We start from the raw sequence: 24,895 nt of genomic DNA, 5'->3' as shown, positions 1-24,895 counted from the left end.
GGTGATCGGCGGTGCATCGTCGCACACTCTACCCCATGGCAGGCCCCCGGCACGCTCGCCGCGGGGTCTGTGCCGCGTTTCGGGGAGTGGACGCGGGTGCGGGTGCGGGGAGTTGGGGGCGTAGCGTGGGTGGGCGGAGTGCCGCGTGGAGTGGCGTCCTGTTCATCCCCTAATGTGGCGGTCTCGTCCAAGGCTTGGTTGGGGAAGGGACTTGATGGAGTCGATGGAGCGCACCGTCGTCCGCTGTGCCGCAGGGCACGTTTTTGCTACCTCGTCGTTCCCGATGCAGCAGCTCGGGTCCGACCGGATCGGTCCCGGGCGGCTTCTCCGCTGTCCGCGCTGTGCCCGGTTGCGGCAGGCCGTTCCGGTGGGGGGCGAGCGGCGGTAGCAGGTGGCAGGGCAGGCGCGCGGGGCGGTCCGGTTGGGGCGGGCTCGCGCGTTCTGCGTATCCTCGGTGCGTGCTTCTCTCAGATAAGGACCTCCGGGCCGAGATCGACGCCGGGCGGGTTCGCATTGACCCCTTCGACGCCTCGATGGTGCAGCCCTCGAGCATCGATGTGCGGCTCGACCGCTACTTCAGGGTGTTCGAGAACCACCGCTATCCGCATATCGATCCCGCGGTCGAGCAGGTGGACCTGACGCGCACGGTCGAACCGGAGGGCGACGAGGCGTTCATCCTCCACCCCGGTGAGTTCGTGCTGGCGTCGACGTACGAGGTCATCTCGCTCCCCGACGACCTCGCCTCGCGGCTGGAGGGGAAGAGCTCGCTCGGCCGGCTCGGGCTGGTGACGCACTCGACGGCCGGGTTCATCGACCCCGGGTTCTCGGGCCACGTGACGCTGGAGCTGTCGAATCTGGCGACGCTGCCGATAAAGCTCTGGCCGGGTATGAAGATCGGCCAGCTGTGCATGTTCCGGCTGACCTCGCCGTCGGAGTTCCCGTACGGCTCCGAGCGCTACGGGTCCCGCTACCAGGGGCAGCGGGGGCCGACCGCCTCGCGTTCGTACATGAACTTCCACCGGACGCAGGTGTGATGCGGCATGGCTGGTGAGGCGCGGGAGAATCTGACGTACGAGGCCTTCGGGCTCGCCGTGCGGGAGCTTGCCCAGGCGGTCGCCGACGACGGGTACGAGCCCGACGTCGTGCTGAGCATCGCGCGGGGCGGGGTCTTCGTCGCGGGCGGTCTGGCGTACGCGCTGGACTGCAAGAACATCCACCTCGTGAACGTCGAGTTCTACACCGGGGTCGGCACCACGCTGGACATGCCCGTCATGCTGGCGCCGGTTCCGAACGCGATCGACTTCACACGGAAGAAGGTCCTCATCGCCGACGACGTGGCGGACACCGGCAAGACGCTGAAGCTGGTGCGGGACTTCTGCGTCGACCACGTCGCCGAGGTGCGCAGCGCGGTCATCTACGAGAAGCCGCAGTCGCTCGTGAGCTGCGAGTACGTGTGGAAGAAGACCGACCGGTGGATCAACTTCCCCTGGAGCGTCGACAAGCCCGTCGTGCGGCGTACGGGGCAGGTCCTCGACTCGTAGGAGCCCTGGACGGGTGAGTACGGGCCAGGACACCAGGAAGGGCCCGGTGCCGGGAGGCGCCGGGCCCTTCCTGGTGTCCGGTCGGGTCAGATCGTGCCGAGCTTGATGATCGAGAGCAGCGCGATCAGCTGGATCGCGGAGGCGCCCAGCGCCTTCGGCCAGGGCAGGTCGTGCGACTTGCTCACCATGGACGTGAACAGCGCTCCGGCGGCCAGCCAGGTGATCCAGCCGAGGATCTGCACCAGGGAGTTCTCGCCGCCCAGGAACAGTGCGAAGAGCAGGCGGGGGGCGTCCGTGATCGACATGATCAGCATGGACAGGCCCACGGTCGGCTGCCAGGAGCCCGTGCCGCCCAGCTGGCGGGCCAGCGTGTGCGTGACGGCGCCGAGGACCAGGCCGCCGAGTACGAAGCCGATGCCCGTGATGATCACGTACGGGGCGGCCGTGGAGACCTCCGCGTGGATCGCCTCGTCGCGGGCCTGGTCGAAGCCGAAGAGCGCGAGCAGCCCGTAGACGAACGTGACGACGAGCGCGGGGCCCCAGACGGGGTAGTCGCGCATCTGCCAGAACGTCGGCCCCGGTCGCAGCACGACACCGCTCAGCAGCTGCTTCCAGTGCAGCCGCGGGCCCGTGGGCTGGGCGGGTGCCTGGCCGGCCTGGTAGGTGTTCCCGTCGGCGTACGGGTCGTCGTTGATGCTGAACGCCTGGGTGTGACCCGGGGCGTTGGCGTAGGGGTCCTGTTGCGGGGGCTGGTGGTACGGATCGCCGAAGTACTCCGGCTCATCGTGCCCGCCCCCGTGTCCGTTCCCTCCGTGTCCCTGTCCGTTGCCGCGCCGCCCGCCGCCGTACGGGGCGCCCTGAGGGCCTCCGTACGGTGCGCCGCTGCCGCCCGTGGGCGGCCACGACGGCCCGCCGTGCGGCGGCGGTGACGCCTGCGTGCCGTACGGCTGTTGCTGCTGCGGGTGTTGCTGCGGTGTGCGGTTGTCCCGGCCGCGTCCGATCCTGAATCCAGCCACGTATCGAACGTACCTGGTCCGTGCGGGTGTGGTGGGGGCGCCGGGGGAACACGGGCGCCTTTGCGGCCTAGCTGTGACATCCATTAGGGGAACCCCGAGGGGTCTGCCGGGGGTCCGGGCAGGAGGCAGCCGCACCCCGCGCACCGGCCGCAGGACCGACGGAAGCGGCCGGTCCTGCCCCCGAGGCAGGTCCGGCCGCTTCCGTCGGTGGGAGCGCGTGTTACTTCACGGGCTCGGGTTCGGGCCGGTCCGCAGTCGCCGCGTCGTCCGCGGGGTCGGCGGGCGTCTTCACGGACTCCAGGAGGAGCTGCGAGACGTCGACCACCTGGATCGACTCCTTGGCCTGGCCGTCGTTCTTCTTGCCGTTGACCGAGTCGGTCAGCATGACGAGGCAGAACGGGCAGGCGGTGGAGACGATGTCGGGGTTGAGGGAGAGGGCTTCGTCGACGCGCTCGTTGTTGACGCGCTTGCCGATCCGCTCCTCCATCCACATCCGGGCACCGCCGGCGCCGCAGCAGAAGCCGCGCTCCTTGTGGCGGTGCATCTCCTCGTTCCGCAGACCCGGGACCTTCGCGATGATCTCGCGCGGGGGCGTGTAGATCTTGTTGTGACGGCCCAGGTAGCAGGGGTCGTGGTAGGTGATCAGACCCTCGACCGGCGTCACCGGGATCAGCTTGCCCTCGTCCACCAGGTGCTGGAGCAGCTGCGTGTGGTGGATGACCTCGTACTCGCCGCCGAGCTGCGGGTACTCGTTCGCGATGGTGTTGAAGCAGTGCGGGCAGGTCGCGACGATCTTCTTCGTCGCCTTGGCCTTCTTCGTCGAGTCGTCGGCCCCTTCCTCGCCCGGGGCGGACTCGCCGAACGCCATGTTCAGCATCGCGACGTTCTCCTGGCCGAGCTGCTGGAACAGCGGCTCGTTGCCCAGACGGCGGGCGGAGTCACCCGTGCACTTCTCGTCGCCGCCCATGATCGCGAACTTCACGCCCGCGATGTGCAGGAGCTCCGCGAAGGCCTTCGTCGTCTTCTTCGCCCGGTCCTCCAGGGCGCCCGCGCAGCCGACCCAGTACAGGTAGTCGATCTCGCTGAGGTCCTCGATGTCCTTGCCGACGATCGGGACCTCGAAGTCGACCTCCTTGGTCCACTCGACCCGCTGCTTCTTGGCGAGCCCCCAGGGGTTGCCCTTCTTCTCCAGGTTCTTGAGCATCGTGCCCGCCTCGGACGGGAACGCGGACTCGATCATCACCTGGTAGCGGCGCATGTCGACGATGTGGTCGATGTGCTCGATGTCGACCGGGCACTGCTCCACACACGCACCGCAGGTCGTGCACGACCACAGGACGTCCGGGTCGATGACACCGTTCTCCTCGGCCGTGCCGACGAGAGGCCGCTCGGCCTCAGCGAGGGCGGCCGCGGGAACGTCCTTGAGCTGTTCCGCCGAAGCCTGCTCGTTGCCTTCCATGTCCTTGCCGCCGCCGGCCAGGAGGTAGGGGGCCTTGGCGTGCGCGTGCTCGCGCAGCGACATGATCAGCAGCTTGGGGGAGAGCGGCTTACCGGTGTTCCAGGCGGGGCACTGCGACTGGCAGCGCCCGCACTCGGTGCAGGTGGAGAAGTCGAGGATGCCCTTCCAGGAGAACTGCTCGACCTGGGACACACCGAACACGGCGTCCTCGGCGGGGTCCTCCCAGTCGATCTCCTGCCCACCGCTGGTCATCGGCTGGAGCGCGCCGAGCGCGACCTCGCCGTCGGCGTTCCGCTTGAACCAGATGTTCGGGAAACCGAGGAAGCGGTGCCAGGCGACACCCATGTTGGTGTTGAGCGAGACCGTGATCATCCAGATCAGCGAGGTGCCGATCTTGATCATCGCGGTGAGGTAGATGAGGTTCTGGAGCGTACCGACGTCCAGTCCCTCGAAGGCGAGCACCAGGGGGTACGAGACGAAGTACGAGGCCTCGTAGCCGTCGACGTGGTGGATCGCGCCTTCGAGACCGCGCAGGGCCAGGATGGCCAGCCCGATGATCAGGATGATGTACTCGACGAAGTACGCCTGCCAGGCGATCGAGCCGGCGAAGCGCGACTTGCGGCCGGCCCGCGAGGGCAGGTTCAGCAGCCGGATGGCCATCAGCGTGACGATACCGAGCACGGTCATGATGCCGATGAACTCGATGTACATCTCGAACGGCAGCCAGCCACCGACGATCGGCAGCACCCAGTCGGCCTGGAAAAGCTGTCCGTACGCCTGGAGCAGCGTCGGCGGCAGGGTCAGGAAGCCGATCGCGACGAACCAGTGGGCGAAGCCGACGATTCCCCACCGGTTCATCCGGGTGTGGCCGAGGAACTCCTTGGCCAGGGTGATCGTGCGCTGCTTGGGGTCGTCGGTGCGGCTGCCTGCCGGGACCGGCTGTCCGATACGGACGAACCGGTAGATCTGCGCGACGGCTCGGGCGATGAGCGCAACGCCGACCACAGTCAGCACCAGCGACACGATGATCGCGGCGAGTTGCATTTGGGGGCTCCTCGGGCCTGCGAGGGTGGGATCCAGCACGTACACACGTACAAGCGATTACTAAGCAGTAACTTAATCAGTCTGTGCTGACACTATCCACTTATTCCGTCACGCTGTAGCCGGGCAGGCGGTGATCTGTGTCGCTCAGGTGAGCCTTTCCCGGGCGGACGAGTCCGAGCACCGCCGTACGCAGTGGGATGTGTACGGACCGCGCGAGGATCGCCAGGTCGAGACCCGTCCCATGATGCTCCGCGTAGTGCGCGTCGAGCAGGGCGGGTTCGTCCCAGGGCATTCCGGAGCGGGCGCGCACCTGCGCCAGACCGGTCAGGCCGGGGCGCAGCTCCCGCCGCCAGCGGCCGGCGCCGGGCCCGCAGACCTCCGGGTCGTCGGGCGCCAGCGGGGCCGGCCCGACCAGCGAGAGCTGTCCCCGTACGACGTGCGGCAGGCGGGACAGCAGGTCGAGCCGCAGTCGCCGGGTGCGCAGCGAGCGCAGCTCGAAGGTGTGGCCGCCCAGGCCCGTCCGGAGTTCCCGGCTCAGTACGCCTCCGGGGCGGCGGCCCGCCCGGAGCGCCAGGGCCAGTGCGGCGAGGGTGAGCGCGGGGGCGGCCAGGAGCAGCAGAACGGAACCGAGTGCCAGGTCCAGGCTCCGCTTGACCGTCATGCCGGCCGGACGCGTGGTGACCCTGCGGGCGGCGCGTGCCGCCGCCCGTGATGCCGTTCGTGCCGCCGCCCGTGCCGCTGTGGTCGTGGTGGGGTGCGTCGTCCTACGTACCGCGGTCCGCTTCGCGTTCTGCATCGCACCTGCCCGGGATCGGTCGGGATCTGATTCGTGCCGTTATGACCGGCTCGCTGCATTTTGTGACAGAACGATCCCACGGTGCGATGGTGGGGCGGGGGTGCGTGGCGCGACGGAAGTGCGGGGTGTCGCGGGTGTTGCGTCAGCGTGACGCCGTCCCTTGCGTGTAGGAGCCGTATAAACGGCCAGCTCAGAGCATATGTGAGCACTTTAATTGAGTCGATATGGCTCAAGTCCTTTGACTCCGGGACGAGTGTCATGCATCCTTGAGTCAGATCCACTCAAGTAGTCAGTTGGAGGAATCGAAATGGCACGTGCGGTCGGCATCGACCTGGGCACGACTAACTCCGTCGTCAGCGTTCTCGAAGGCGGCGAGCCCACCGTCATCACCAACGCCGAAGGCGCCAGGACCACGCCGTCCGTCGTCGCCTTCGCCAAGAACGGCGAGGTGCTCGTCGGCGAGGTCGCCAAGCGCCAGGCAGTGACGAACGTCGACAGGACGATCCGTTCGGTCAAGCGCCACATGGGCACCGACTGGAAGATCGAGCTCGACGGCAAGAACTTCAACCCGCAGCAGATGAGCGCCTTCATCCTGCAGAAGCTGAAGCGCGACGCCGAGGCGTACCTGGGCGAGAAGGTCGCCGACGCGGTGATCACCGTCCCGGCGTACTTCAACGACTCCGAGCGTCAGGCGACGAAGGAGGCCGGTGAGATCGCGGGCCTCAACGTCCTGCGCATCGTCAACGAGCCGACGGCCGCCGCGCTGGCGTACGGGCTCGACAAGGACGACCAGACGATCCTCGTCTTCGACCTCGGTGGCGGCACCTTCGACGTGTCCCTCCTGGAGATCGGCGACGGCGTCGTCGAGGTGAAGGCCACCAACGGTGACAACCACCTCGGTGGTGACGACTGGGACCAGCGCGTCGTCGACTACCTGGTGAAGCAGTTCGCCAACGGGCACGGCGTGGACCTGTCCAAGGACAAGATGGCTCTCCAGCGTCTCCGCGAGGCCGCGGAGAAGGCGAAGATCGAGCTCTCGTCCTCGACCGAGACCACGATCAACCTCCCGTACATCACGGCGTCGGCCGAGGGCCCGCTGCACCTGGACGAGAAGCTCACGCGCTCGCAGTTCCAGCAGCTGACCGCCGACCTGCTGGAGCGCTGCAAGACGCCGTTCCACAACGTCGTCAAGGACGCGGGCATCCAGCTCTCCGAGATCGACCACGTCGTTCTCGTCGGTGGCTCGACCCGCATGCCGGCCGTCGCCGAGCTCGTCAAGGAGCTCACGGGCGGCCAGGACGCCAACAAGGGTGTGAACCCGGACGAGGTCGTCGCCATCGGCGCCTCGCTCCAGGCCGGTGTCCTCAAGGGCGAGGTCAAGGACGTCCTGCTCCTCGACGTGACCCCGCTGTCCCTCGGTATCGAGACCAAGGGAGGGATCATGACCAAGCTCATCGAGCGCAACACGACGATCCCGACCAAGCGTTCCGAGATCTTCACGACGGCCGAGGACAACCAGCCGTCCGTGCAGATCCAGGTCTACCAGGGCGAGCGCGAGATCGCGGCGTACAACAAGAAGCTCGGGATGTTCGAGCTCACCGGCCTGCCGCCGGCCCCGCGTGGCGTGCCGCAGATCGAGGTCGCGTTCGACATCGACGCCAACGGCATCATGCACGTCGCCGCCAAGGACCTCGGCACCGGCAAGGAGCAGAAGATGACCGTCACCGGTGGCTCCTCGCTGCCGAAGGACGAGGTCAACCGGATGCGTGAAGAGGCCGAGCAGTACGCGGACGAGGACCACCGCCGCCGCGAGGCCGCCGAGTCGCGCAACCAGGGCGAGCAGCTCGTCTACCAGACGGAGAAGTTCCTCAAGGACAACGAGGACAAGGTCCCCGGCGACGTGAAGGCGGAGGTGGAGACCGCGCTCACCGAGCTGAAGGAGAAGCTCAAGGGCGAGGACACCGCCGAGATCCGTACCGCCACGGAGAAGGTCGCGGCCGTCTCCCAGAAGCTGGGCCAGGCGATGTACGCCAACGCCCAGTCCGAGGGCGCGGCGCCGGGCGCGGACGCCCAGGGCGACGCCGGCGCGAAAGCCGACGACGATGTCGTCGACGCCGAGATCGTCGACGACGAGAAGGACACCAAGGGCGGTGCGGCGTGACCGAGGAGACTCCGGGCTTCGACGAGAAGCCTGACGTCCCCTCCGGCGCCAACTCCGACGAAGTCGAGCCGAAGGCCGCCACCCCCTCCGAGGAGGAGGCGGCGGCCCCGGCCGGGGACGTACAGCAGACAGTGGCTCTGACGGCTCAGCTGGACCAGGTCCGTACGGCGCTCGACGAGCGCACGGCAGACCTCCAGCGGCTCCAGGCCGAATACCAGAACTACCGGCGTCGTGTGGAGCGGGACCGGGTCGCCGTGAAGGAGCTCGCCGTCGCGGGTCTCCTGACCGACCTCCTGCCCGTGCTCGACGACATCGGCCGCGCGCGGGAGCACGACGAGCTCGTCGGCGGCTTCAAGTCGGTCGGCGAATCGCTGGAGACGGTGGCCGCCAAGCTGGGCCTCCAGCAGTTCGGCAAGGAGGGCGAGCCCTTCGACCCGACGATCCACGAGGCCCTGATGCACTCGTACGCGCCGGACGTCACCGAGACGACCTGCGTGGCGATCCTGCAGCCCGGGTACCGCATCGGGGAGCGCACCATCCGCCCCGCGCGGGTGGCCGTCGCGGAGCCGCAGCCGGGGGCGACGCCCGCGACCGCGAAGGAAGAGAAGACAGACGACGAGGAGAGCGGTGGCACCGAAGAGGTCTGACGTCGAGTCCGACCACTGCGGTGAACACCGACGGGGCGTGGGGGGGGGCCCCCCGCCCCGCCCCCCCCCCCGGGGCCGTCAGTGCTCGCGGCCGGAGCCCTTCACGTCGATCCGCACGATCTGCGGGTCGTGGTCGCTCGCCTGGTCGGCGAACTCCGCGTTGATGTGCACCACGTCGTAGTCGAAGCGGCGGATAGCGGGGCTGGTCAGGATGTGGTCCAGCGTCTGCGAGTTGCCGTCGTACACGTAGCTGTACCGCTCGCTCGCGGGCAGCGTCGTGATGAGCGGCCTGAGGACCCCGCCCCGGGTCAGCGCGTCCATCGTCGGGGAGAACGCGAAGTCGTTCAGGTCGCCGAGGGTGACCACCCGCGCCGACTTGTCCGCCTTCAGCAGCGAGGTGACGAAGGAGTTGACCTCCGCAGCCTGCTGCACGCGCTTCGTCTCCGAAGAGCGCACCGGCTCCTGGTAGCGGCCGTGCAGCGGCTGGTCGCCGCCCTTGGACGCGAAGTGGTTGCCGATGACGAAGACGGCCTCGCCACGGAAGCGGAACTCGCCCACGAGCGGCTTGCGGCTGTCTTCCCAGGCGGCGCTCGCCGGGTTGATCCGGCCGGGCGAGACGGAGAGGGTGACACCCTTCTTCGTCTTCACGGCCTGCACCGCGGTGGTCGCGTCGCCGCCCTCGCGGTCCACGAAGTCGACCCGCTCCGGGTCGAAGAGGAAGACGTTGCGGATGTTGCCGCCGGGCTCGCCGCCGTCCTGGCCGTCGACGGGGGCGACGTAGCGCCACGCGTACCGGGGGCCGCCGGCCGCGACGATCGCGTCCGTGAACCGCCGCAGCGTCGCCTCGGAGCCGACCGACCCGTCGTTCGTCGCGCCGTTGTCGTCCTGGATCTCCTCCAGCGAGACGATGTCGGGGGAGGAGAGGCTGACAGCGACCCCGGAGGCGAGCGTGTCGAACTTGGCCTGGTCGTCGAGCGCGTCGAGGTTCTCCACGTTGTACGTGGCGACCGCGAGCTCCTTGCGCTTCTGCTTCCGCGTCACCTCGCGCCGCAGCCCGTTGTCGGTGAGGGTACCGAGCTCGGTGGCCTGGAGGTTGTACCCGCCGAACGACGCGTAGTCGAGCACGCCCGTCGTGGGGCCGGAGAGCACGTCGCCCACGTCCGCCACGGGGACCGGCTGCGTGGCGTCCAGCGACATCACCTTGACGCGGCCGGTGTTCTGGTCCTCGTACGACGCGTAGAGGGTGCCGCCGCGCCGGGTGCGGTTCTCGTCCGGCTTGACCGTCACCCAGATCTCGTCGTACGCGGTCGTCGCACCCGTCACCCGGGTGTCGGCGATCTGGACACGGGCGCCTTCGAGCGACTCGTAGAGGTCCAGGGCGTACACCGCCGGGTCCAGCGCCAGCGCGTCGATCGACCCGCCGCCCGCCGTCGGGACGTAGCCCTCCGGCACCGACTGCGCGTCGAGGACGACGGGCGCCGGCAGGGCGTTGCCCGAGGACAGGACGGTGGACTTCGGGGCGGTGAGCTGGGTGAGCGACTGGGTGGTGGAGGACGGGTAGTACTCGGCCACCTTGCCGCTGACCAGGACCGAGTCGCCCACGGCCACGGTCGGCGCGGTGGAGCCGGTGTAGACGAACAGGCCCTCGCTCGTACGGGCGTCGCCGTCCGGCGTCGTGTTCTGGATCCAGAAGCCGCGCGAACCGCTCGTGCGCACAGCGCTGACGATGCCCGGGACCCCGGTCACCGACTGGCCCACGAGCGGGGAGACCCGCGTGGTGCCCTGGATGTCGTGCACCCGCACGGTCCCGGGCTCGGTCGGCCCGCCGGGCTCGCCCGGGCCGGAGCCGCCGGCGGTCTCGCCGGCCGCGTTGACCGGGGTCGGGGTGCCCGCGGTCAGGTCGGCGGCGTTGTCGTCGGTGTCCGCGAGGGACGTGCCGCGCGCCACGGAGGCGGTGGCCGACGTACCCGTCGCCGGGCCGCCGCCCTCGCGCACGAGGGCGGAGCCGTAGCCGACGAGGTCGACGATCCGGGTGTCCGCGGCACAGTCCGCGGCGGTCTTGCAGGTCAGCGGGGTGGTGCCGGACACGAGGGCGACGGTGCCGCTCGCCGCCGACATCGCGACGGTGCCGGTGGCGTCGGCGGTCGGCAGGGCCACCGTGCCGCCGGTGCCCGCGGCCTGCGCGACGAGGTAGCGGCCGCCGGGCGCGACGGCGCCGGACAGCTCGGAGACCTGCCACAGCGATCCGGCCGACGGGGTGCCCGGCAGGTACTGGACGCTGAAGCCGGACAGGCCGAACGGGCTCGAACCGGCGTTGGCCAGCTCGATGAAGTCACGGGTGAGCGTCGCACCGGAGTTGCCGCCGCCGCCGTACACCTCGGAGATCACGGCGGACGAGGACGGGGCCGCGAAGGCGGCGGGCAGCGCGGTCACCGAAAGCGTTACGGCGACGGCGCCGGCCAGCAGGACGGAGCCGGGTCTGGCTATCTGCACGGGAACTGCCCCCAAGTGTGTAGTGAGGGGGCAAAAACTATGCGCGTAGACCTCGAGTGACAAGGCATCAAGAGGTTAAATCCTGGAAACGTACGGGTGCGCGGCAGCCGCTACCGGCGGCCCGACGACCGTGTGCGACCTCCGTGGTGGTGCCTGGTCGTGTCACGGTGCGGCCCTACGCCGCCCACACCGCCTCGACGTCCCCCGACGCACGGTGACACGCGGGCGACGGCCCGTCCAGGCAGGGTGTCCGTCACGCGGGCGGTGGTGTGACCGCACATACGGCGTTCCGGACGTGGTGGGCGGTGTTCCGTCCGGCCGGGCTTGACGTCCTGGACGGGACCGGCGAGACCGTCCCGCCCGGCACCAACCCGTCCGTACGCGGAGCCGGTTATACCGCGTCCGTGCTCACCGGGCCCGCGTCGCGCCGCCGTTCGGCGGGGCGGTCGGCGGGGAAGGAGGGGTAGACGGCCAGCGAGAAGGAGTGCCCGGCCGGATCCGTGTAGACGCGGACGTCACGTGGACCGCTGTTGCTGTCCTTCGTGTCCACCGGCCGGGCGCCGAGGCCTATCGCCTCGCGCTCGGCCTCGTCCATGTTGCCCTCGTCCACCAGGATGCGCAGATGCGCCTGCTGGGAGTCCTCGGGGCGGGGCCAGCTCGGGGGCGCGTAACCGTGGTCACGGCGGACCGCCAGGTGCACGCCCGGGCCGCCGACGATCTCGACGAAGTCCGGATCGTCCCCGATCCGCATCTCGGCGTCCAGCAGAGCCGCGTAGAATCCGGCGAGCTCGAGGGGTTCGGCACAGTCCAGGACCAGAACGCTCGTTTTGAGAACAGTCATGTTCTCCGAGTACCCCCGGTAGGGCGGGACACGCCGGACCGCACGGCCGGGATCCGCCGGAACCTGGGGCCGCCGCCTAGGGTGCCGGTCATGGCAGAGAGCGCGGTGCACCGGGACCCTGGCTCTCCTCCCGGACCCTCCGACCCCCGTCGCTGGCGCGCACTCGCCGTCTGCCTGGTGGCGGGCTTCATGACCCTCCTCGACGTGTCCATCGTCAATGTGGCGCTGCCGTCCATCAAGGAGGGCCTGGACACGCCGGAGTCCGACCTCCAGTGGGTGCTGTCCGGCTACGCGCTCGCGTTCGGGCTCGTCCTCATCCCCGGCGGACGGCTCGGCGACGCCCGGGGGCGGCGCACGATGTTCATGTGGGGCCTCACCCTGTTCACCCTGGCCTCCGCCGCCTGCGGGGCCGCCCAGTCCAGCCTCTGGCTCGTCGTCGCCCGGCTGCTCCAGGGCGCGGCGGGCGGGCTGCTCTCCCCGCAGATCTCCGCACTGATCCAGCAGATGTTCTCCGGCCGTGAACGGGGCCGGGCCTTCGGCATGTTCGGCACCGTCGTCGGCATCTCCACCGCCGTCGGCCCGCTCGCGGGCGGCCTGCTGATCCAGGGCGCGGGCGCGCAGGAGGGCTGGCGCTGGGTGTTCTACGTCAACCTCCCGATCGGGGCCGTCTGCCTGCTGCTGGCCCACCGGCTCCTCCCGGACACCCCGTCCGCGGGCCGGGTCGGGCCACGCGACCTGGACCCGGTCGGCGTACTGCTGCTGGGCGCCGGGGTGCTGACCCTGCTGCTGCCGTTCGTCCAGGCCCAGCAGTGGCCGGGCAACGGGAAATGGCTGCTCGTCGTCGTGGCCCTGGCCCTGCTGACCGTCTTCGTCGGCTGGGAGTCCCGCTGCGCCAGGAAGGGCGTCCAGCCCGTGCTGAACCTCGCGCTCTTCCGCCTCCGGTCCTTCTGGCTCGGCTGCCTGATGATCCTGCTGTACTTCGCGGGCTTCACCTCGATCTTCTTCATCACCACGCTCTACCTCCAGTCGGGCCTGCACTACAGCGCCCTGGAGGCCGGTCTCGCGATCACCCCGTTCGCACTCGGCGCGGGCGGTGCGGCGACGATCGGCGGCCGGCTCGTCGGCCGGTTCGGCCGGCCCCTGATCGTCGTCGGACTGACCATGGTGGCCGTCGGGCTCGGCCTCACCGCACTGGCCGCGCACCTGGTGCCCGGCCGCGGCGCCGGACTGGCGATGGCGGCGCCGCTGCTGCTGGCCGGACTCGGCAGCGGACTCGTCATCGCCCCCAACCAGACGATGACCCTCTCCGAGGTGCCGGTGCACAACGCGGGCAGCGCCGGGGGCACCCTCCAGACCAGCCAGCGGGTCGGATCGTCCATCGGGATCGCCGCCGTGGGCTCGGTCTTCTTCGCCCAGCTGGGCCCCGACGGCTGGGCCGACGCGTACGACCGGGGGCTCGTCGTCTCCGTGGCGTTCGTCCTCGCCGCGCTGATCGTGGCCCTCGCCGATGTCGGAGCGGGCCGCCGGGAAAGAAGACGCCAGGAGACAGCCGCAACACCCGAGCCGCAGAAGGGAACACGATGAGCGAGGAAACGGAGCCGGGCGGGAACACCTCGTACGGCCACAAGCCCTTCAAGCGGTCGCGCAGCCACTTCGCCGACCGCATCACCGCCGACGGCCGTGACGGCTGGCCCGTCGAGGCCGGCCGTTACCGGCTGGTCGTCAGCAGGGCCTGCCCCTGGGCGAGCCGCGCACTCGTCTCACGGCGGCTGCTCGGACTGGAGAGCGCCCTCTCCCTGGCCGTCGCCGACCCCGTCCAGGACGACCGCAGCTGGCGCTTCACCCTGGACGAGGGCGGCCGGGACCCGGTGCTCGCAATCCGCTACCTGAGCGAGGCGTACGACGCACGGGAGCACGGCTACCCCGGCGGGGTCAGCGTCCCCGCGATCGTCGACGTACCGAGCGGACGGCTCGTCACCAACGACTACCAGCGGATCACACTGGACCTGGCCACCGAGTGGACGGACCTGCACCGCCCCGGCGCCCCCGACCTCTACCCCCGACCCCTGCGGGAGGAGATCGACGAGGTGATGGAAGGCATCTACCGCGACGTCAACAACGGTGTCTACCGGGCCGGATTCGCCGACGGCCAGGGCGCGTACGAGGCCGCGTACACCGATGTCTTCCGCCGCCTGGACCAGGTCTCGGAGCGGCTCGCCGACCGGCGCTACCTCGTCGGCGACACCCTCACCGAGGCGGACATCCGGCTGTTCACCACCCTGGTGCGGTTCGACGCCGTCTACCACGGCCACTTCAAGTGCAACCGCTCGAAGCTGTCCGAGGACCCCGTCCTGTGGGCGTACGTCCGCGACCTCTTCCAGACCCCGGGTTTCGGCGACACGGTCGACTTCGACCACATCAAGCGGCACTACTACCGGGTGCACACGGGCATCAACCCGACCGGCATCGTCCCGCTGGGCCCCGACCTGTCCGGCTGGCTGACCCCGCACCACCGGGAGCAGCTGGGCGGGCGCCCGTTCGGCGACGGCACCCCGCCCGGTCCGGTACCGCCCGGCGAGGAGGTACCTGCCCGGGGGCGCCCCTGGCCCCGGAGCGCCCCTGACCCCCGAGGACGCCCCTGACCCGGGCCGGGGACGCCCCCGACCCTCGCTCATCGCACTCGCGGAGCGGGGGCGGGGCTCCCCGTGGCCAGCGGGGAACGGGCCAGCACCACACAGCCCACGGCGATCAGGGCCACACCGGCCAGCTGCGGCAGCAGCCACCAGCCGGTGCGCAGATGCTCGCCGAACAACGTCACGCCGTACGTGACGCTGATCAGCGCGTCGCCCAGCGTCAACATCGGCTGCACGGCCACCAGAGTGCCGGAGTGCAGCGCGTTCTGGAGGAGGAACAGTGCCCCCACGCCGGCCGCCGCCGTGGCGTACAGCTGCCAGGCCGACAGCAGGGCCGTCACACCCCCTTCGTCCAGCTTCGCCATCGCGTCCTTCATCAGCGCCGCCGTCAGCGCGTACCCGCAGGCAGCCGCGAGGCCCAGCAGCGCGGCCCTCGCGTTGCCGCCGGTGCCGAGCGCCGCGACGATCAGCGCGGCCTCGAACAGCCCGGTGACGACCAGGGCGGGGATCCAGTCGGCGCCCGGCACACTGTCGCGACCGCCGACCGGTGCGGCGGCGGCCATGCCGAGGGCCAGCCCGGCCGTCACGGCGGCCACCCCGTACCAGACGGTCCGCGGCACCCGGGCCCGCATCACGACACCGGCGAGCAGCAGGGTCGCCGGCAGCTCGATCACGAAGATCGGCTGGACCACGGCGATCGGCCCGGTGGCCAGCGCCACCGCCTGGCAGACCGCCGCGACGATCACCAGACCGATCCCGCAGAGCCACACCCTCTGCCGCAGCAGATGCCCTATCAGCGACAGGCGCATCGCCTCGCCGGCGGGCACGTTCAGGGCCGCACGACGCTGGAGGACCGAGGCTGCACCATTGCTGAGCGCCGTGAGAACGGCGAAGAGGACACTGATCACGGGCACCATCATGCGGGCGTACGGCACCCGGGCAGCGGTGCCGCCGCCCCCTGCGAGTGTCGGACTCGAGCGCCGGTGCACGCCCTTCCGCGTAGCGTGCGCTCCATGGTCGCGAAGAATGCCCCCGTACTCTCCACCCGCGCGCTCAACCGGGCAACGATGGAACGCCAGTTGCTGCTCCGGCGCACCGCCGTGCCGGTCAAGGACGTCGTCACCCGGCTGGTGGGACTGCAGGCGCAGAACACCAGACCGCCGTACTTCCAGCTCTACTCCCGGATCGAGGGCTTCGACCCCGCCGAGCTCTCCGCGCTCATGGAGTCCCGCGAGGTCGTCAGAATCGTCACCCTGCGCTCCACCATCCACACGCACACCGCCGACGACGCGCTCACCCTGCGCCCCCTGGTCCAGCCGGCGCGCGACCGCGAGCTGAAGATGTTCCGCAGCGGACTCACCGGCGTCGACCTGGACCGGCTGGCCGTCCTCGGCAAGGAACTCGTCGAGGAACGGCCCCGCACGATGAAGGAGTTGCGCGAGGAACTGACCGTGCACTGGCCGGACGCCGAACCGCGGGCCCTGGCGGTCGCCGCCCGCTGCCTCCTCCCGCTGGTCCAGGTCACCCCGCGCGGAATGTGGGGGCGCAGCGGACAGGTCGCCCTGACCACCGTCGAGCACTGGCTCGACAGGGTGTCGCACCCGGCCCCCGCGCCCGACGGGACCGTCCTGCGCTACCTCGGCGCCTTCGGACCCGCCTCCGTGAAGGACATGCAGATGTGGGCCGGGCTCACCCGGCTGCGCGAGGTCTTCGAACGGCTGCGACCGCGGCTGGTCACCTTCCGCGACGAGCACGGCGTGGAACTCTTCGACCTGCCGGACGCCCCGCGTCCCGGCCCTGACGTCCCGGCCCCGGTCCGCTTCCTGCCCGAATTCGACAACGTGCTGCTCGGACACGCCGACCGGACACGGGTCATCCCGGCCGCGTACAAGGGGCGCAACGGCGTCGGCAACCAAGCGTACGGAACGGTCCTCGTGGACGGCTTCCTGGCCGCGATCTGGCGCCTCGACGAGACGGCCGACGACGCGCGGATCACCGTCCAGGCCCTGGGCGGCCTCGGCGGGGCGCAGCGCGAGGAGATCACGCAGGAGGCCGTGGAACTGCTCACGGTGATGTCGGCGGCCCCCGCGCACGACGTCCGGTTCGCCCCGTTCATCGACTTCGGCGACTGAAGCTCACGGCAGCAGTCCCGCCCGTCGCGCCGCCACCACCGCTTCGAGCCGGGTGTGCGCACCCAGCTTCCGCATCGCGGAGCGCAGATACCCCTTCACCGTCTCGGGCCGCAGCCCCAGCCGCTCGGCCGCCACCGCGTTCGTCGCCCCCGACGCGACGCAGGCGACCACATCCACCTCGCGGGGCGCCAGCCGTACCTGCCGCGCGGCCGGGAACCGGTCCGCACCCGTTGCCGAGGCGAGCCGGCCGCACACCGCGAGCAGCTCCTCACGCAGCGCCGGATCGACGATCCTCGGTGCCAGCGCCCGCAGTTCGCGGTGCGCCTCGCGGACGTCCTCCCACGTGCCGGGGCGCCCCGGATCGGTCACCTGCTCCCGGGTGACCGCCAGCAGATGCTGCACCTCGTCCCGGACGGCCAGTGCCTGCTCGACGTCGCGTGCCGCCGACGCCGCCGCGTCGAACGTACGGTCCCCCAGCGTGAGCGGTTCGCGCAGCGCCCCGTACAGCACTCCGCGCACCGTGCGGCGGACGACGACGGGCACCGCGACGACCGAACGCAGGCCCTCCGCGGCGACGGCCGTGTCGTACTCGTGGCTGATGTGGCGCGAGGAGGCGTAGTCGCTCACCGCGCACGGCCGTGACAGCGCGATCGCCTTCCCGCCGAGCCCGCTGCCCGCCGAGACGACGAGCCCGCGCAGCGCACCGGTCCGCGCCCCGTTCAGCTCGGCGATCCGCGCGTGGCGCGCGTCCGAGAGGAGCCCGCCGAAGACGACGGGCAGCCCGCTCGTACGGCGCAGCCTCAGCAGCGCCGCCTGCAGTTCGGTCGCCTCGCCCTGTTCCGGCACTCCGATGACTCTCCGTCCTGTCACGCCGTACCCCCGTTCGGGGGTGGTGAGATCTGGGTCACTGTTCGCATGATGTTAAAGGACGGGTCCGCAACGAGGAGGGCACATGCCGGCAACCAGCGCGACGGAGACGTTCCGGGCAGCCCGGGACTTTCTGCTCGAGCACCGTGAGGACTACGCGAAGGCCTACGAAGGCTTCAGCTGGCCGCGCCCGGACCACTTCAACTGGGCGCTCGACTGGTTCGACGTCATCGCCGAGGACAACGACCGCACCGCCCTGCACATCGTGGAGGAGGACGGCGGGCGCACCGAGGTGTCCTTCGCCCGGATGGCCGCCCGCTCCAACAGGGCGGCGAACTGGATGCGGTCCCAGGGCGTCGCGGCGGGCGACCGCGTCCTGGTCATGCTCGGCAACCAGAGGGAGCTGTGGGAGACGGCCCTCGCCGCGATGAAGCTGCGTGCCGTCGTCATCCCCGCCACCCCGCTGCTCGGCCCGGCCGACCTGCGCGACCGGGTGGACCGCGGCAGGGTCCGCCACGTCCTCGTACGGTCGGCGGACACGGCGAAGTTCGACGAGGTGCCCGGCGACTACACCCGTATCTCGGTAGGCGACGAGGTCGAGGGCTGGCGCGACTACAGCGGGGCCGACGCGTCGCCGGACACCTTCACGGCGGACCGCGAGACCGACGCCGACGAACCGCTGATGCTGTACTTCACCTCCGGCACGACGGCGAGCCCCAAGCTGGTCGAGCACACCCATGTCTCGTACCCGGTCGGCCACCTGGCCACGATGTACTGGATCGGGCTCAAGCCCGGCGACGTCCATCTGAACATCTCCTCGCCGGGCTGGGCCAAGCACGCCTGGTCGAACCTCTTCGCGCCGTGGAGCGCCGAGGCCACCGTCTTCATCTACAACTACACCCGCTTCGACGCGGCCCGGCTGATGGCGGAGATGGACCGCTCCGCCGTGACGAGCTTCTGCGCACCGCCGACCGCCTGGCGGATGCTCATCCAGGCGGACCTGACCCAGCTGAGGACACCGCCGCGCGAGGTCGTCGCAGCCGGTGAACCGCTCAACCCGGAGGTCATCGAGAGCGTGCGGCGCGCCTGGGGCGTCACCATCCGGGACGGCTTCGGCCAGACGGAGACCGCGGTCCAGGTGGCCAACTCGCCGGGACAGCTGCTGAAGACGGGCTCCATGGGGCGGCCGAGCCCCGGCTTCCGGGTCGAGCTCCTCGATCCGGTCACCGGTGAGGCGGGCGTCGAGGAGGGCGAGATCTCCCTCGACCTGTCCGCCGCTCCCGTCGGCCTCATGACGGGCTACCACGGCGACCCGGAGCGCACGGCCGAGGCGATGGCGGGCGGCTACTACCGCACCGGAGACATCGGTTCCCGGGACGAGGACGGCTACATCACGTACGTGGGCAGGGCCGACGACGTGTTCAAGGCCTCCGACTACAAGATCTCGCCGTTCGAGCTGGAGAGCGCCCTGCTGGAGCACGAGGCGGTCGCCGAGGCCGCGGTCGTGCCCGCCCCGGACCCGGTGCGGCTGTCCGTCCCGAAGGCGTACGTCGTGCTCGCGGAGGGCTGGGAGCCCGGTCCGGACACGGCGAAGGTCCTCTTCGCGCACTCCCGGGCGGTCCTCGCCCCGTACAAGCGGATCCGCCGGCTGGAGTTCGCCGAGCTGCCCAAGACCGTCTCCGGCAAGATCCGCCGGATCGAGCTGCGCGAGCGCACCGCCGAGGGAACGGGCACCGAGTTCGACGAGGGGGACCTGCGATGAGCGAGCCGTCCTACGCGCACGGCACCGGGACCACCGCACTGCTCGGCGACACCATCGGGCACAACCTCGACCGGGCGCTCGCCGCGTTCCCCGAGCGGGAGGCCCTCGTCGACGTGGCGTCCGGGCGCCGCTGGACGTACGCCGAATTCGGCGCCGACGTGGACGAGTTGGCCAGAGGGCTGATGGCGTCCGGTGTCGCCAAGGGGGACCGGGTCGGGATCTGGGCGGTCAACTGCCCGGAGTGGGTGCTCGTCCAGTACGCGACGGCCCGCATCGGCGCCGTCATGGTCAACATCAACCCGGCCTACCGTGCCCACGAGCTGGAGTACGTGCTGAGGCAGGCCGGCGTCCGTGTCCTGATCGCCTCGCTCGCGCACCGCACCAGCGACTACCGCGCGCTCGTCGGCCAGGTCCGCGCCGGTTGCCCGGCCCTGCGCGCCGTCCACTACATCGGCGACCCGACCTGGGACGAGCTGACGGCTGCGGCCGAGTCCGTGTCCCCGGAGCGACTGGCCGCGCGGGAGGCGGAGCTGTCCTGCGACGACCCGATCAACATCCAGTACACCTCGGGCACCACCGGCTTCCCCAAGGGGGCGACCCTCTCCCACCACAACATCCTGAACAACGGCTACTTCGTGGGGGAGACGGTCGGCTACACGGAAGCGGACAGGGTCTGCCTGCCGGTGCCCTTCTACCATTGTTTCGGCATGGTCATGGGGAACCTCGGCATCACCTCGCACGGTGCCTGCATCGTGATCCCCGCCCCGGCCTTCGAGCCCGCCGCGGTGCTCGCGGCCGTCCAGCAGGAGCGCTGCACCTCGCTCTACGGCGTCCCCACCATGTTCATCGCGGAGCTCGACCACCCGGACTTCGCCGCGTACGACCTCTCCTCGCTGCGTACCGGGATCATGGCCGGATCACCGTGCCCGGTCGAGGTGATGAAGCGGGTCGTCGCCGAGATGCACATGGACGAGGTGTCCATCTGCTACGGCATGACCGAGACCTCACCCGTCTCCACGCAGACCCGCCGGGACGACGACCTGGACCGCCGCACGGGCACCGTCGGCCGGGTGCTGCCGCACATCGAGGTGAAGGTGACCGACCCGGTGACCGGACTGACGCTGCCGCGCGGCGAGGCCGGCGAGCTGTGCACCCGGGGATACAGCGTGATGCTCGGCTACTGGGACCAGCCGGAGCGGACCGCCGAAGTCGTCGACGCGGGACGCTGGATGCACACCGGGGACCTCGCGGTGATGCGGGAGGACGGTTACGTCCAGATCGTCGGCCGGATCAAGGACATGATCATCCGGGGCGGCGAGAACGTGTACCCCCGGGAGATCGAGGAGTTCCTCCACGGCCACCCCAAGATCGCCGACGTACAGGTGGTCGGCGTGCCCGATGACACGTACGGGGAGGAGATCCTGGCCTGCGTGATCCCCCGGGACCCGGCCGATCCGCCGACGCTCGACGAGGTGACGGCGTACTGCCGCGAGCAGCTGGCTCACTACAAGATCCCGCGGCGGCTGCGGATCCTGGAGGCCTTCCCGATGACGGTCAGCGGGAAGGTCCGGAAGGTCGAACTGCGGGAGGGCTACGGCGGTTAGCCGCGCCGAAGGCCCCGGGGCGGCCGGGTGCGCGTAAGGCGCCCCGCGCCCCGGGGTCAGGCGGCTTCGATGATGTCGGAGCCGATGCCCCGGGTCGCCGCCGCCCACTCGATGAGCAGCACCTCGTACTTCTCGGACTCCACGGACGACCAGTCCTGGCCGGCGCGCGCGTCCACGAGGGCGCGGATCGCCTCGTTGGCTTCGACGGCGGACTGGTGCGTCGGCTGCGTCGGGAAAACGGGGTTGGCACGGGTGGGAAGTCGTGGAGTTAAGACCATGCCTTCACTCTACGTCCCCATACTGACAACAGCTCGAACATAAGCGGCTCGCGTGGCACAGGTGACTGAAATCATGGCCCGGGGCGCAAGGGGAGTTCGGCGCGCATGCACACGCGCGGCCAGCGGTTCAGGCCGTGTTCCGCCTCCTGTGCCGTGATCGAGCGGAGTTGCTCACCGAGCTCGTCCGCGGCCAGTGTCCGAAAACCGAGGCGGGCGTAGTAGGGGGCGTTCCACGGGACCTCGGCGAAGGTGGTCAGTGTCACTGCCGCCAGCCCCTGCCCCTCGGCCCAGGCGGCGGCACGGCCGATCAGTGCGCGGCCCACGCCCCGGCGAGAGGCCGCGGGACTCACCGACACCTGCTCGATGTGGGCCGCGCCGTCGACACGGTCCACGATCAGGTAGCCGACCGGGAGGTCCGTACCCTCCTCCGCCGCCGTCCAGCAGCGCCCGTCGCGGCGGTAGCTGTCCAGCATGCAGAGCGGGGGCGGGTCGTCGTCGGCGACGGAGGCCATGCCCAGCGTCCTGAACGGCTCACCGGCGGCGCGCTCGATGTCCTGGAGCAGGGGGAGTTCGGCGCGGCGGGCGGGGCGGATGCGCATGGGCCGAGTATGGCGGGCGGTCAGGGGCCGGTGCCGACCAATTCGTCGGCCGCGCCGTTCACCGGCTGGGGCGTCCCCGTGAGGTCCAGGACGAAGAGCGGGATGCGGAGGCCGTCCGCCCGCGCCCGGGCGTCGTCCGCGTAGCCGGCGAGGGAGAAGAGCACCCCGGACACCGATGTGTTGAGCGCGTTGAGCCAGAGGCACTCGACATCGCGCAGGGTGGTGGCCCGGGTGGTCGAGTCGACCTGCGCGATGAGCCCCGCCGCCCTCAGGTCTATCCGGGAGGTGGGCCGTATCTCGGGCTGGACGACGTCGCGGAAACCCAGCCAGGTCAGGTAGAGCGCGGCGGCGCTCACCGCGTCGCGCGCCGTACGGATCACCAGGGGCTGGAACGCCGGGCGCGGATGCGCGGCGGTGCGCGGGAGCGGTGTGCGGGTCGGGGCGGGCGGGGCGGAGAGGCCGCGGGTGGCCACCGGGCGCACGGGTATCCGCAGCACGGTCCCGCAGGGGCAGCACAGCTCGGGATACGGCCAATGGTCGTGGCGCCCGCAGGAGTGGCAGCGCACGCTCACCCAGTCGTCCTCCCAGGTGCGGTGGGTGACCGGCTCGACCGGGGCGCCGCGCATCAGCGGCGGGGCGGTCGGGGAGCCGCACGGACACGGATACACCGGCGTGACGTAGGCGTGGTCCCGGCTGCAGACCGGGCAGCGCACCGGTACGGACTCCACGTTGTACCCCTCCCCACCGCCGCTGCCACGACGACTGCGTTCCGTATCCCCATCGTCCACCAGGAGCGACGCCCGGGGGAGGGACTTGGCGTACTTCGTCCGATCGTTCCGGCCGCGCGGCCTCCGTGGCTCCCTTGACGACCGTACGGGCCCGCCCTAGATTGATTCCGTATAGCAGAACAATATTTCCGCAATACGGAATTGGTGCTCTCAGGTGGCGCGACAGAGCCCGACTCCACCGAGTCCGAGCAGGAGCACTCAATGCCTCGTATGACCGCTGCCCGAGCGGCAGTTGAGATCCTCAAGCGTGAAGGTGTCAGTAACGCGTTCGGCGTGCCCGGTGCGGCGATCAACCCGTTCTACGCGGCCCTCAAGGCCTCCGGCGGGATCCACCACACCCTCGCCCGCCACGTCGAGGGCGCCTCCCACATGGCCGAGGGCTACACCCGGGCGAAGGCCGGGAACATCGGCGTCTGCGTCGGTACGTCCGGCCCGGCCGGCACCGACATGATCACCGGCCTCTACTCGGCCGTCGCCGACTCGATCCCGATCCTCTGCATCACCGGCCAGGCGCCGACGGCCGTGCTCCACAAGGAGGACTTCCAGGCCGTCGACATCGCGTCGATCGCCGCCCCGGTGACCAAGGCGGCGACCACCGTCCTGGAGGCCGCGCAGGTCCCGGGCGTCTTCCAGCAGGCATTCCACCTGATGCGCACCGGACGGCCGGGGCCGGTCCTCATCGACCTGCCGATCGATGTGCAGCTCACCGAGATCGAGTTCGACCCCGAGCTGTACGAGCCGCTGCCCGTGCACAAGCCCGCCGCCACCCGCAAGCAGATCGAGCGCGCCGTCGAGATGCTGAACGCCTCCGAGCGTCCGCTGCTCGTCGCGGGCGGCGGCATCATCAACGCCGACGCCTGCGCACTCCTGGTGGAGTTCGCCGAACTGACCGGCGTCCCGGTCGTCCCGACCCTGATGGGCTGGGGCATCCTCGCCGACGACCACGAGCTGAACGCGGGCATGGTCGGCCTGCAGACCTCGCACCGCTACGGCAACGCGAACTTCCTGGAATCCGACTTCGTCCTCGGCATCGGCAACCGGTGGGCCAACCGCCACACCGGCAGGCTCGACGTCTACACCCGGGGGCGTACGTTCGTCCACGTCGACATCGAGCCCACCCAGCTCGGCAGGATCTTCGCGCCGGACCTCGGTATCGCCTCCGACGCGAAAGCCGCGCTGGAACTCCTCGTCGAGGTGGCGCGCGAGCTGAAGGCCGCCGGCGAGCTGAAGGACCGGTCGGCCTGGGCGGCGTCCACGCAGGAGCGCCGTGCGGCGCTGCAGCGCCGCACGCACTTCGACAACGTGCCGCTGAAGCCGCAGCGGGTGTACGAGGAGATGAACCGGGCGTTCGGCCCCGAGACCCGGTACGTCACGACGATCGGCCTCTCCCAGATCGCGGGCGCGCAGATGCTGCACGTCTACCGGCCGCGCCACTGGATCAACTGCGGCCAGGCCGGACCGCTCGGCTGGACGATCCCGGCCGCGCTGGGCGTCGCCACGGCCGACCCGGACGGCTTTGTCGTCGCGCTCTCCGGCGACTACGACTTCCAGTTCATGCTGGAGGAGCTGGCGGTCGGCGCGCAGCACCGCATCCCGTACGTGCACGTGCTGGTGAACAACTCCTACCTGGGGCTCATCCGGCAGGCGCAGCGCAACTTCGACATCGACTTCCAGGTCAACCTGGAGTTCGAGAACCTCAACTCCCCGGAGCTGGGTGCCTACGGCGTGGACCACGTCAAGGTCGTCGAGGGTCTGGGCTGCAAGGCGATCCGGGTCACCGAGCCGGACCGGCTGCTGCCGGCCTTCGAGGAGGCGAAGAAGCTGGCGGCGGAGTTCCAGGTGCCGGTGGTGGTGGAGGCGATCCTGGAGCGGGTCACGAACATCTCGATGAGCGGGACGGATATCGCGTCGGTCAACGAGTTCGAGGACGTCGCGACGGAACCGGGGCACGCGCCGACGGCGATCCGCGCCCTGACCGCGCCCTGACCCGTCCCGGGGTGTGTCCTCAATCGCCGGACGGGCTCGAGTTGGCATAACTGAGCCCGTCCGGCGATCGAGGACAAAAGGCTTGCTCCGGAATGGTTGTGCCCGGCGGGGGCGAGTTGGCCCGACTCGCGTATCCAAGCCCGTCCGGCGACCGAGGACGAGCAGGCGGCAGAACAGGGGGCGGGGCCCCCCGGGTACCCCCGGGGGGGCCCCCCCCCGGGGGTGGGGGGCCCCCCCCCCCCGCGGCG

20 protein-coding genes are annotated in these 24,895 nt (G+C 70.5%); 10 read left to right on the top strand and 10 right to left on the bottom strand.

Going from position 1 to position 24,895, the window contains the following annotated elements:
* Nucleotides 1–458 precede the first annotated feature (458 nt).
* Both dcd and ACFWVP_RS07530 read left to right on the top strand, forming a co-directional pair.
* Entirely contained in the window at nucleotides 459–1,034 is a 576-nt protein-coding gene (gene dcd, locus ACFWVP_RS07535) for a dCTP deaminase (protein ID WP_329209486.1), read from the top strand.
* Nucleotides 1,035–1,040: 6 nt separating this feature from the next.
* On the top strand, nucleotides 1,041–1,541 hold the full coding sequence (locus ACFWVP_RS07530) for a phosphoribosyltransferase (protein ID WP_384494405.1): 501 nt from the start codon (nucleotides 1,041–1,043) through the stop codon (nucleotides 1,539–1,541).
* Nucleotides 1,542–1,627: 86 nt separating this feature from the next.
* Here the strand turns inward: ACFWVP_RS07530 and ACFWVP_RS07525 are convergent, their stop codons facing one another.
* The 3 genes from ACFWVP_RS07525 to ACFWVP_RS07515 form a co-directional block, all read right to left on the bottom strand.
* Entirely contained in the window at nucleotides 1,628–2,557 is a 930-nt protein-coding gene (locus tag ACFWVP_RS07525; RefSeq protein WP_384494404.1) for a Yip1 family protein, read from the bottom strand.
* 220 nt (nucleotides 2,558–2,777) lie between these two features.
* The gene (locus ACFWVP_RS07520; protein WP_384494402.1) at nucleotides 2,778–5,060 is read right to left on the bottom strand and encodes a heterodisulfide reductase-related iron-sulfur binding cluster; all 2,283 of its coding nucleotides are present in this window, start codon (nucleotides 5,058–5,060) and stop codon (nucleotides 2,778–2,780) included.
* 100 nt (nucleotides 5,061–5,160) lie between these two features.
* The gene (locus tag ACFWVP_RS07515; RefSeq protein ID WP_384494401.1) at nucleotides 5,161–5,856 is read right to left on the bottom strand and encodes a sugar transferase; all 696 of its coding nucleotides are present in this window, start codon (nucleotides 5,854–5,856) and stop codon (nucleotides 5,161–5,163) included.
* Nucleotides 5,857–6,163: 307 nt separating this feature from the next.
* Between ACFWVP_RS07515 and dnaK the strand changes: the two genes are divergently transcribed.
* Nucleotides 6,164–8,017, top strand: coding sequence for a molecular chaperone DnaK (gene dnaK, locus ACFWVP_RS07510; RefSeq protein WP_384494399.1), 1,854 nt, complete (start codon nucleotides 6,164–6,166; stop codon nucleotides 8,015–8,017).
* Nucleotides 8,014–8,664: a nucleotide exchange factor GrpE gene (gene grpE, locus ACFWVP_RS07505; RefSeq protein WP_384494397.1), complete on the top strand. Its 651-nt coding sequence runs from the start codon at nucleotides 8,014–8,016 to the stop codon at nucleotides 8,662–8,664. Before dnaK ends, grpE begins: the two co-directional genes overlap by 4 nt.
* Before the next feature lie 78 nt (nucleotides 8,665–8,742).
* Here grpE and ACFWVP_RS07500 read toward each other — a convergent pair whose 3' ends face one another.
* Both ACFWVP_RS07500 and ACFWVP_RS07495 read right to left on the bottom strand, forming a co-directional pair.
* Nucleotides 8,743–11,157, bottom strand: a complete 2,415-nt coding sequence (locus tag ACFWVP_RS07500) for an endonuclease/exonuclease/phosphatase family protein (protein WP_384494395.1) — start codon at nucleotides 11,155–11,157, stop codon at nucleotides 8,743–8,745.
* 391 nt (nucleotides 11,158–11,548) lie between these two features.
* A complete protein-coding gene (locus ACFWVP_RS07495) occupies nucleotides 11,549–11,998 on the bottom strand; it encodes a VOC family protein (protein ID WP_384494393.1) in 450 nt (149 codons plus the stop codon).
* 90 nt (nucleotides 11,999–12,088) lie between these two features.
* Between ACFWVP_RS07495 and ACFWVP_RS07490 the strand changes: the two genes are divergently transcribed.
* Nucleotides 12,089–13,582 carry an MFS transporter gene (locus ACFWVP_RS07490; RefSeq protein ID WP_384494391.1) on the top strand — a complete coding sequence of 498 codons (1,494 nt, stop codon included), beginning with the start codon at nucleotides 12,089–12,091 and terminating at the stop codon, nucleotides 13,580–13,582.
* Nucleotides 13,579–14,640 (top strand): glutathione S-transferase family protein, encoded by a 1,062-nt coding sequence (locus ACFWVP_RS07485; protein ID WP_384494389.1) that lies wholly within the window; start codon nucleotides 13,579–13,581, stop codon nucleotides 14,638–14,640. The genes ACFWVP_RS07490 and ACFWVP_RS07485 overlap by 4 nt, the downstream gene beginning before the upstream one ends.
* 29 nt (nucleotides 14,641–14,669) lie before the next feature.
* Here the strand turns inward: ACFWVP_RS07485 and ACFWVP_RS07480 are convergent, their stop codons facing one another.
* Nucleotides 14,670–15,539: a DMT family transporter gene (locus ACFWVP_RS07480; RefSeq protein ID WP_384494387.1), complete on the bottom strand. Its 870-nt coding sequence runs from the start codon at nucleotides 15,537–15,539 to the stop codon at nucleotides 14,670–14,672.
* Nucleotides 15,540–15,644: 105 nt separating this feature from the next.
* Here ACFWVP_RS07480 and ACFWVP_RS07475 point away from each other — a divergent pair, with 105 nt between their 5' ends.
* Nucleotides 15,645–16,763, top strand: coding sequence for a winged helix DNA-binding domain-containing protein (locus ACFWVP_RS07475; RefSeq protein WP_384494385.1), 1,119 nt, complete (start codon nucleotides 15,645–15,647; stop codon nucleotides 16,761–16,763).
* Nucleotides 16,764–16,766: 3 nt separating this feature from the next.
* On the opposite strand, the gene ACFWVP_RS07470 is transcribed toward ACFWVP_RS07475, so the two are convergent.
* The gene (locus tag ACFWVP_RS07470; protein ID WP_384494730.1) at nucleotides 16,767–17,609 is read right to left on the bottom strand and encodes a response regulator transcription factor; all 843 of its coding nucleotides are present in this window, start codon (nucleotides 17,607–17,609) and stop codon (nucleotides 16,767–16,769) included.
* Between the two features lie 106 nt (nucleotides 17,610–17,715).
* On the opposite strand from ACFWVP_RS07470, the gene ACFWVP_RS07465 reads away from it, so the two are divergent.
* Nucleotides 17,716–19,392 carry an AMP-binding protein gene (locus ACFWVP_RS07465; protein WP_384494384.1) on the top strand — a complete coding sequence of 559 codons (1,677 nt, stop codon included), beginning with the start codon at nucleotides 17,716–17,718 and terminating at the stop codon, nucleotides 19,390–19,392.
* The gene (locus ACFWVP_RS07460) at nucleotides 19,389–20,996 is read left to right on the top strand and encodes an AMP-binding protein (protein WP_384494382.1); all 1,608 of its coding nucleotides are present in this window, start codon (nucleotides 19,389–19,391) and stop codon (nucleotides 20,994–20,996) included. Before ACFWVP_RS07465 ends, ACFWVP_RS07460 begins: the two co-directional genes overlap by 4 nt.
* Nucleotides 20,997–21,052: 56 nt before the next feature.
* On the opposite strand, the gene ACFWVP_RS07455 is transcribed toward ACFWVP_RS07460, so the two are convergent.
* The 3 genes from ACFWVP_RS07455 to ACFWVP_RS07445 all read right to left on the bottom strand — a co-directional run bounded on the left by ACFWVP_RS07455 (nucleotide 21,053) and on the right by ACFWVP_RS07445 (nucleotide 22,601).
* Complete coding sequence (locus ACFWVP_RS07455; RefSeq protein ID WP_384494380.1) at nucleotides 21,053–21,274, bottom strand: hypothetical protein; 222 nt, start codon at nucleotides 21,272–21,274, stop codon at nucleotides 21,053–21,055.
* A 71-nt stretch (nucleotides 21,275–21,345) separates the two neighbouring features.
* Nucleotides 21,346–21,873: a GNAT family N-acetyltransferase gene (locus ACFWVP_RS07450; RefSeq protein WP_384494378.1), complete on the bottom strand. Its 528-nt coding sequence runs from the start codon at nucleotides 21,871–21,873 to the stop codon at nucleotides 21,346–21,348.
* Between the two features lie 20 nt (nucleotides 21,874–21,893).
* A complete protein-coding gene (locus tag ACFWVP_RS07445; protein ID WP_384494377.1) occupies nucleotides 21,894–22,601 on the bottom strand; it encodes a hypothetical protein in 708 nt (235 codons plus the stop codon).
* Between the two features lie 261 nt (nucleotides 22,602–22,862).
* On the opposite strand from ACFWVP_RS07445, the gene gcl reads away from it, so the two are divergent.
* Nucleotides 22,863–24,647 carry a glyoxylate carboligase gene (gene gcl, locus ACFWVP_RS07440; protein ID WP_384494375.1) on the top strand — a complete coding sequence of 595 codons (1,785 nt, stop codon included), beginning with the start codon at nucleotides 22,863–22,865 and terminating at the stop codon, nucleotides 24,645–24,647.
* Nucleotides 24,648–24,895: the final 248 nt, after the last annotated feature.

The organism is Streptomyces sp. NPDC058637 (genome assembly GCF_042717325.1).
Taxonomy (GTDB): domain Bacteria; phylum Actinomycetota; class Actinomycetes; order Streptomycetales; family Streptomycetaceae; genus Streptomyces.
This window is presented reverse-complemented; position numbering and strand designations above follow the sequence as displayed.

Excerpts from the sequence above, each read along its gene's own strand:
- ACFWVP_RS07515 (WP_384494401.1), bottom strand. The coding sequence starts at position 5,856 with ATGCAGAACGCGAAGCGGACCGCGGTACGTAGGACGACGCACCCCACC.
- ACFWVP_RS07485 (WP_384494389.1), top strand. The coding sequence starts at position 13,579 with ATGAGCGAGGAAACGGAGCCGGGCGGGAACACCTCGTACGGCCACAAG.
- ACFWVP_RS07465 (WP_384494384.1), top strand. The coding sequence starts at position 17,716 with ATGCCGGCAACCAGCGCGACGGAGACGTTCCGGGCAGCCCGGGACTTT.
- ACFWVP_RS07490 (WP_384494391.1), top strand. The coding sequence starts at position 12,089 with ATGGCAGAGAGCGCGGTGCACCGGGACCCTGGCTCTCCTCCCGGACCC.
- ACFWVP_RS07460 (WP_384494382.1), top strand. The coding sequence starts at position 19,389 with ATGAGCGAGCCGTCCTACGCGCACGGCACCGGGACCACCGCACTGCTC.
- dnaK (WP_384494399.1), top strand. The coding sequence starts at position 6,164 with ATGGCACGTGCGGTCGGCATCGACCTGGGCACGACTAACTCCGTCGTC.
- ACFWVP_RS07450 (WP_384494378.1), bottom strand. The coding sequence starts at position 21,873 with ATGCGCATCCGCCCCGCCCGCCGCGCCGAACTCCCCCTGCTCCAGGAC.
- ACFWVP_RS07520 (WP_384494402.1), bottom strand. The coding sequence starts at position 5,060 with ATGCAACTCGCCGCGATCATCGTGTCGCTGGTGCTGACTGTGGTCGGC.
- ACFWVP_RS07495 (WP_384494393.1), bottom strand. The coding sequence starts at position 11,998 with ATGACTGTTCTCAAAACGAGCGTTCTGGTCCTGGACTGTGCCGAACCC.
- gcl (WP_384494375.1), top strand. The coding sequence starts at position 22,863 with ATGCCTCGTATGACCGCTGCCCGAGCGGCAGTTGAGATCCTCAAGCGT.
- ACFWVP_RS07475 (WP_384494385.1), top strand. The coding sequence starts at position 15,645 with ATGGTCGCGAAGAATGCCCCCGTACTCTCCACCCGCGCGCTCAACCGG.
- ACFWVP_RS07455 (WP_384494380.1), bottom strand. The coding sequence starts at position 21,274 with ATGGTCTTAACTCCACGACTTCCCACCCGTGCCAACCCCGTTTTCCCG.
- ACFWVP_RS07530 (WP_384494405.1), top strand. The coding sequence starts at position 1,041 with ATGGCTGGTGAGGCGCGGGAGAATCTGACGTACGAGGCCTTCGGGCTC.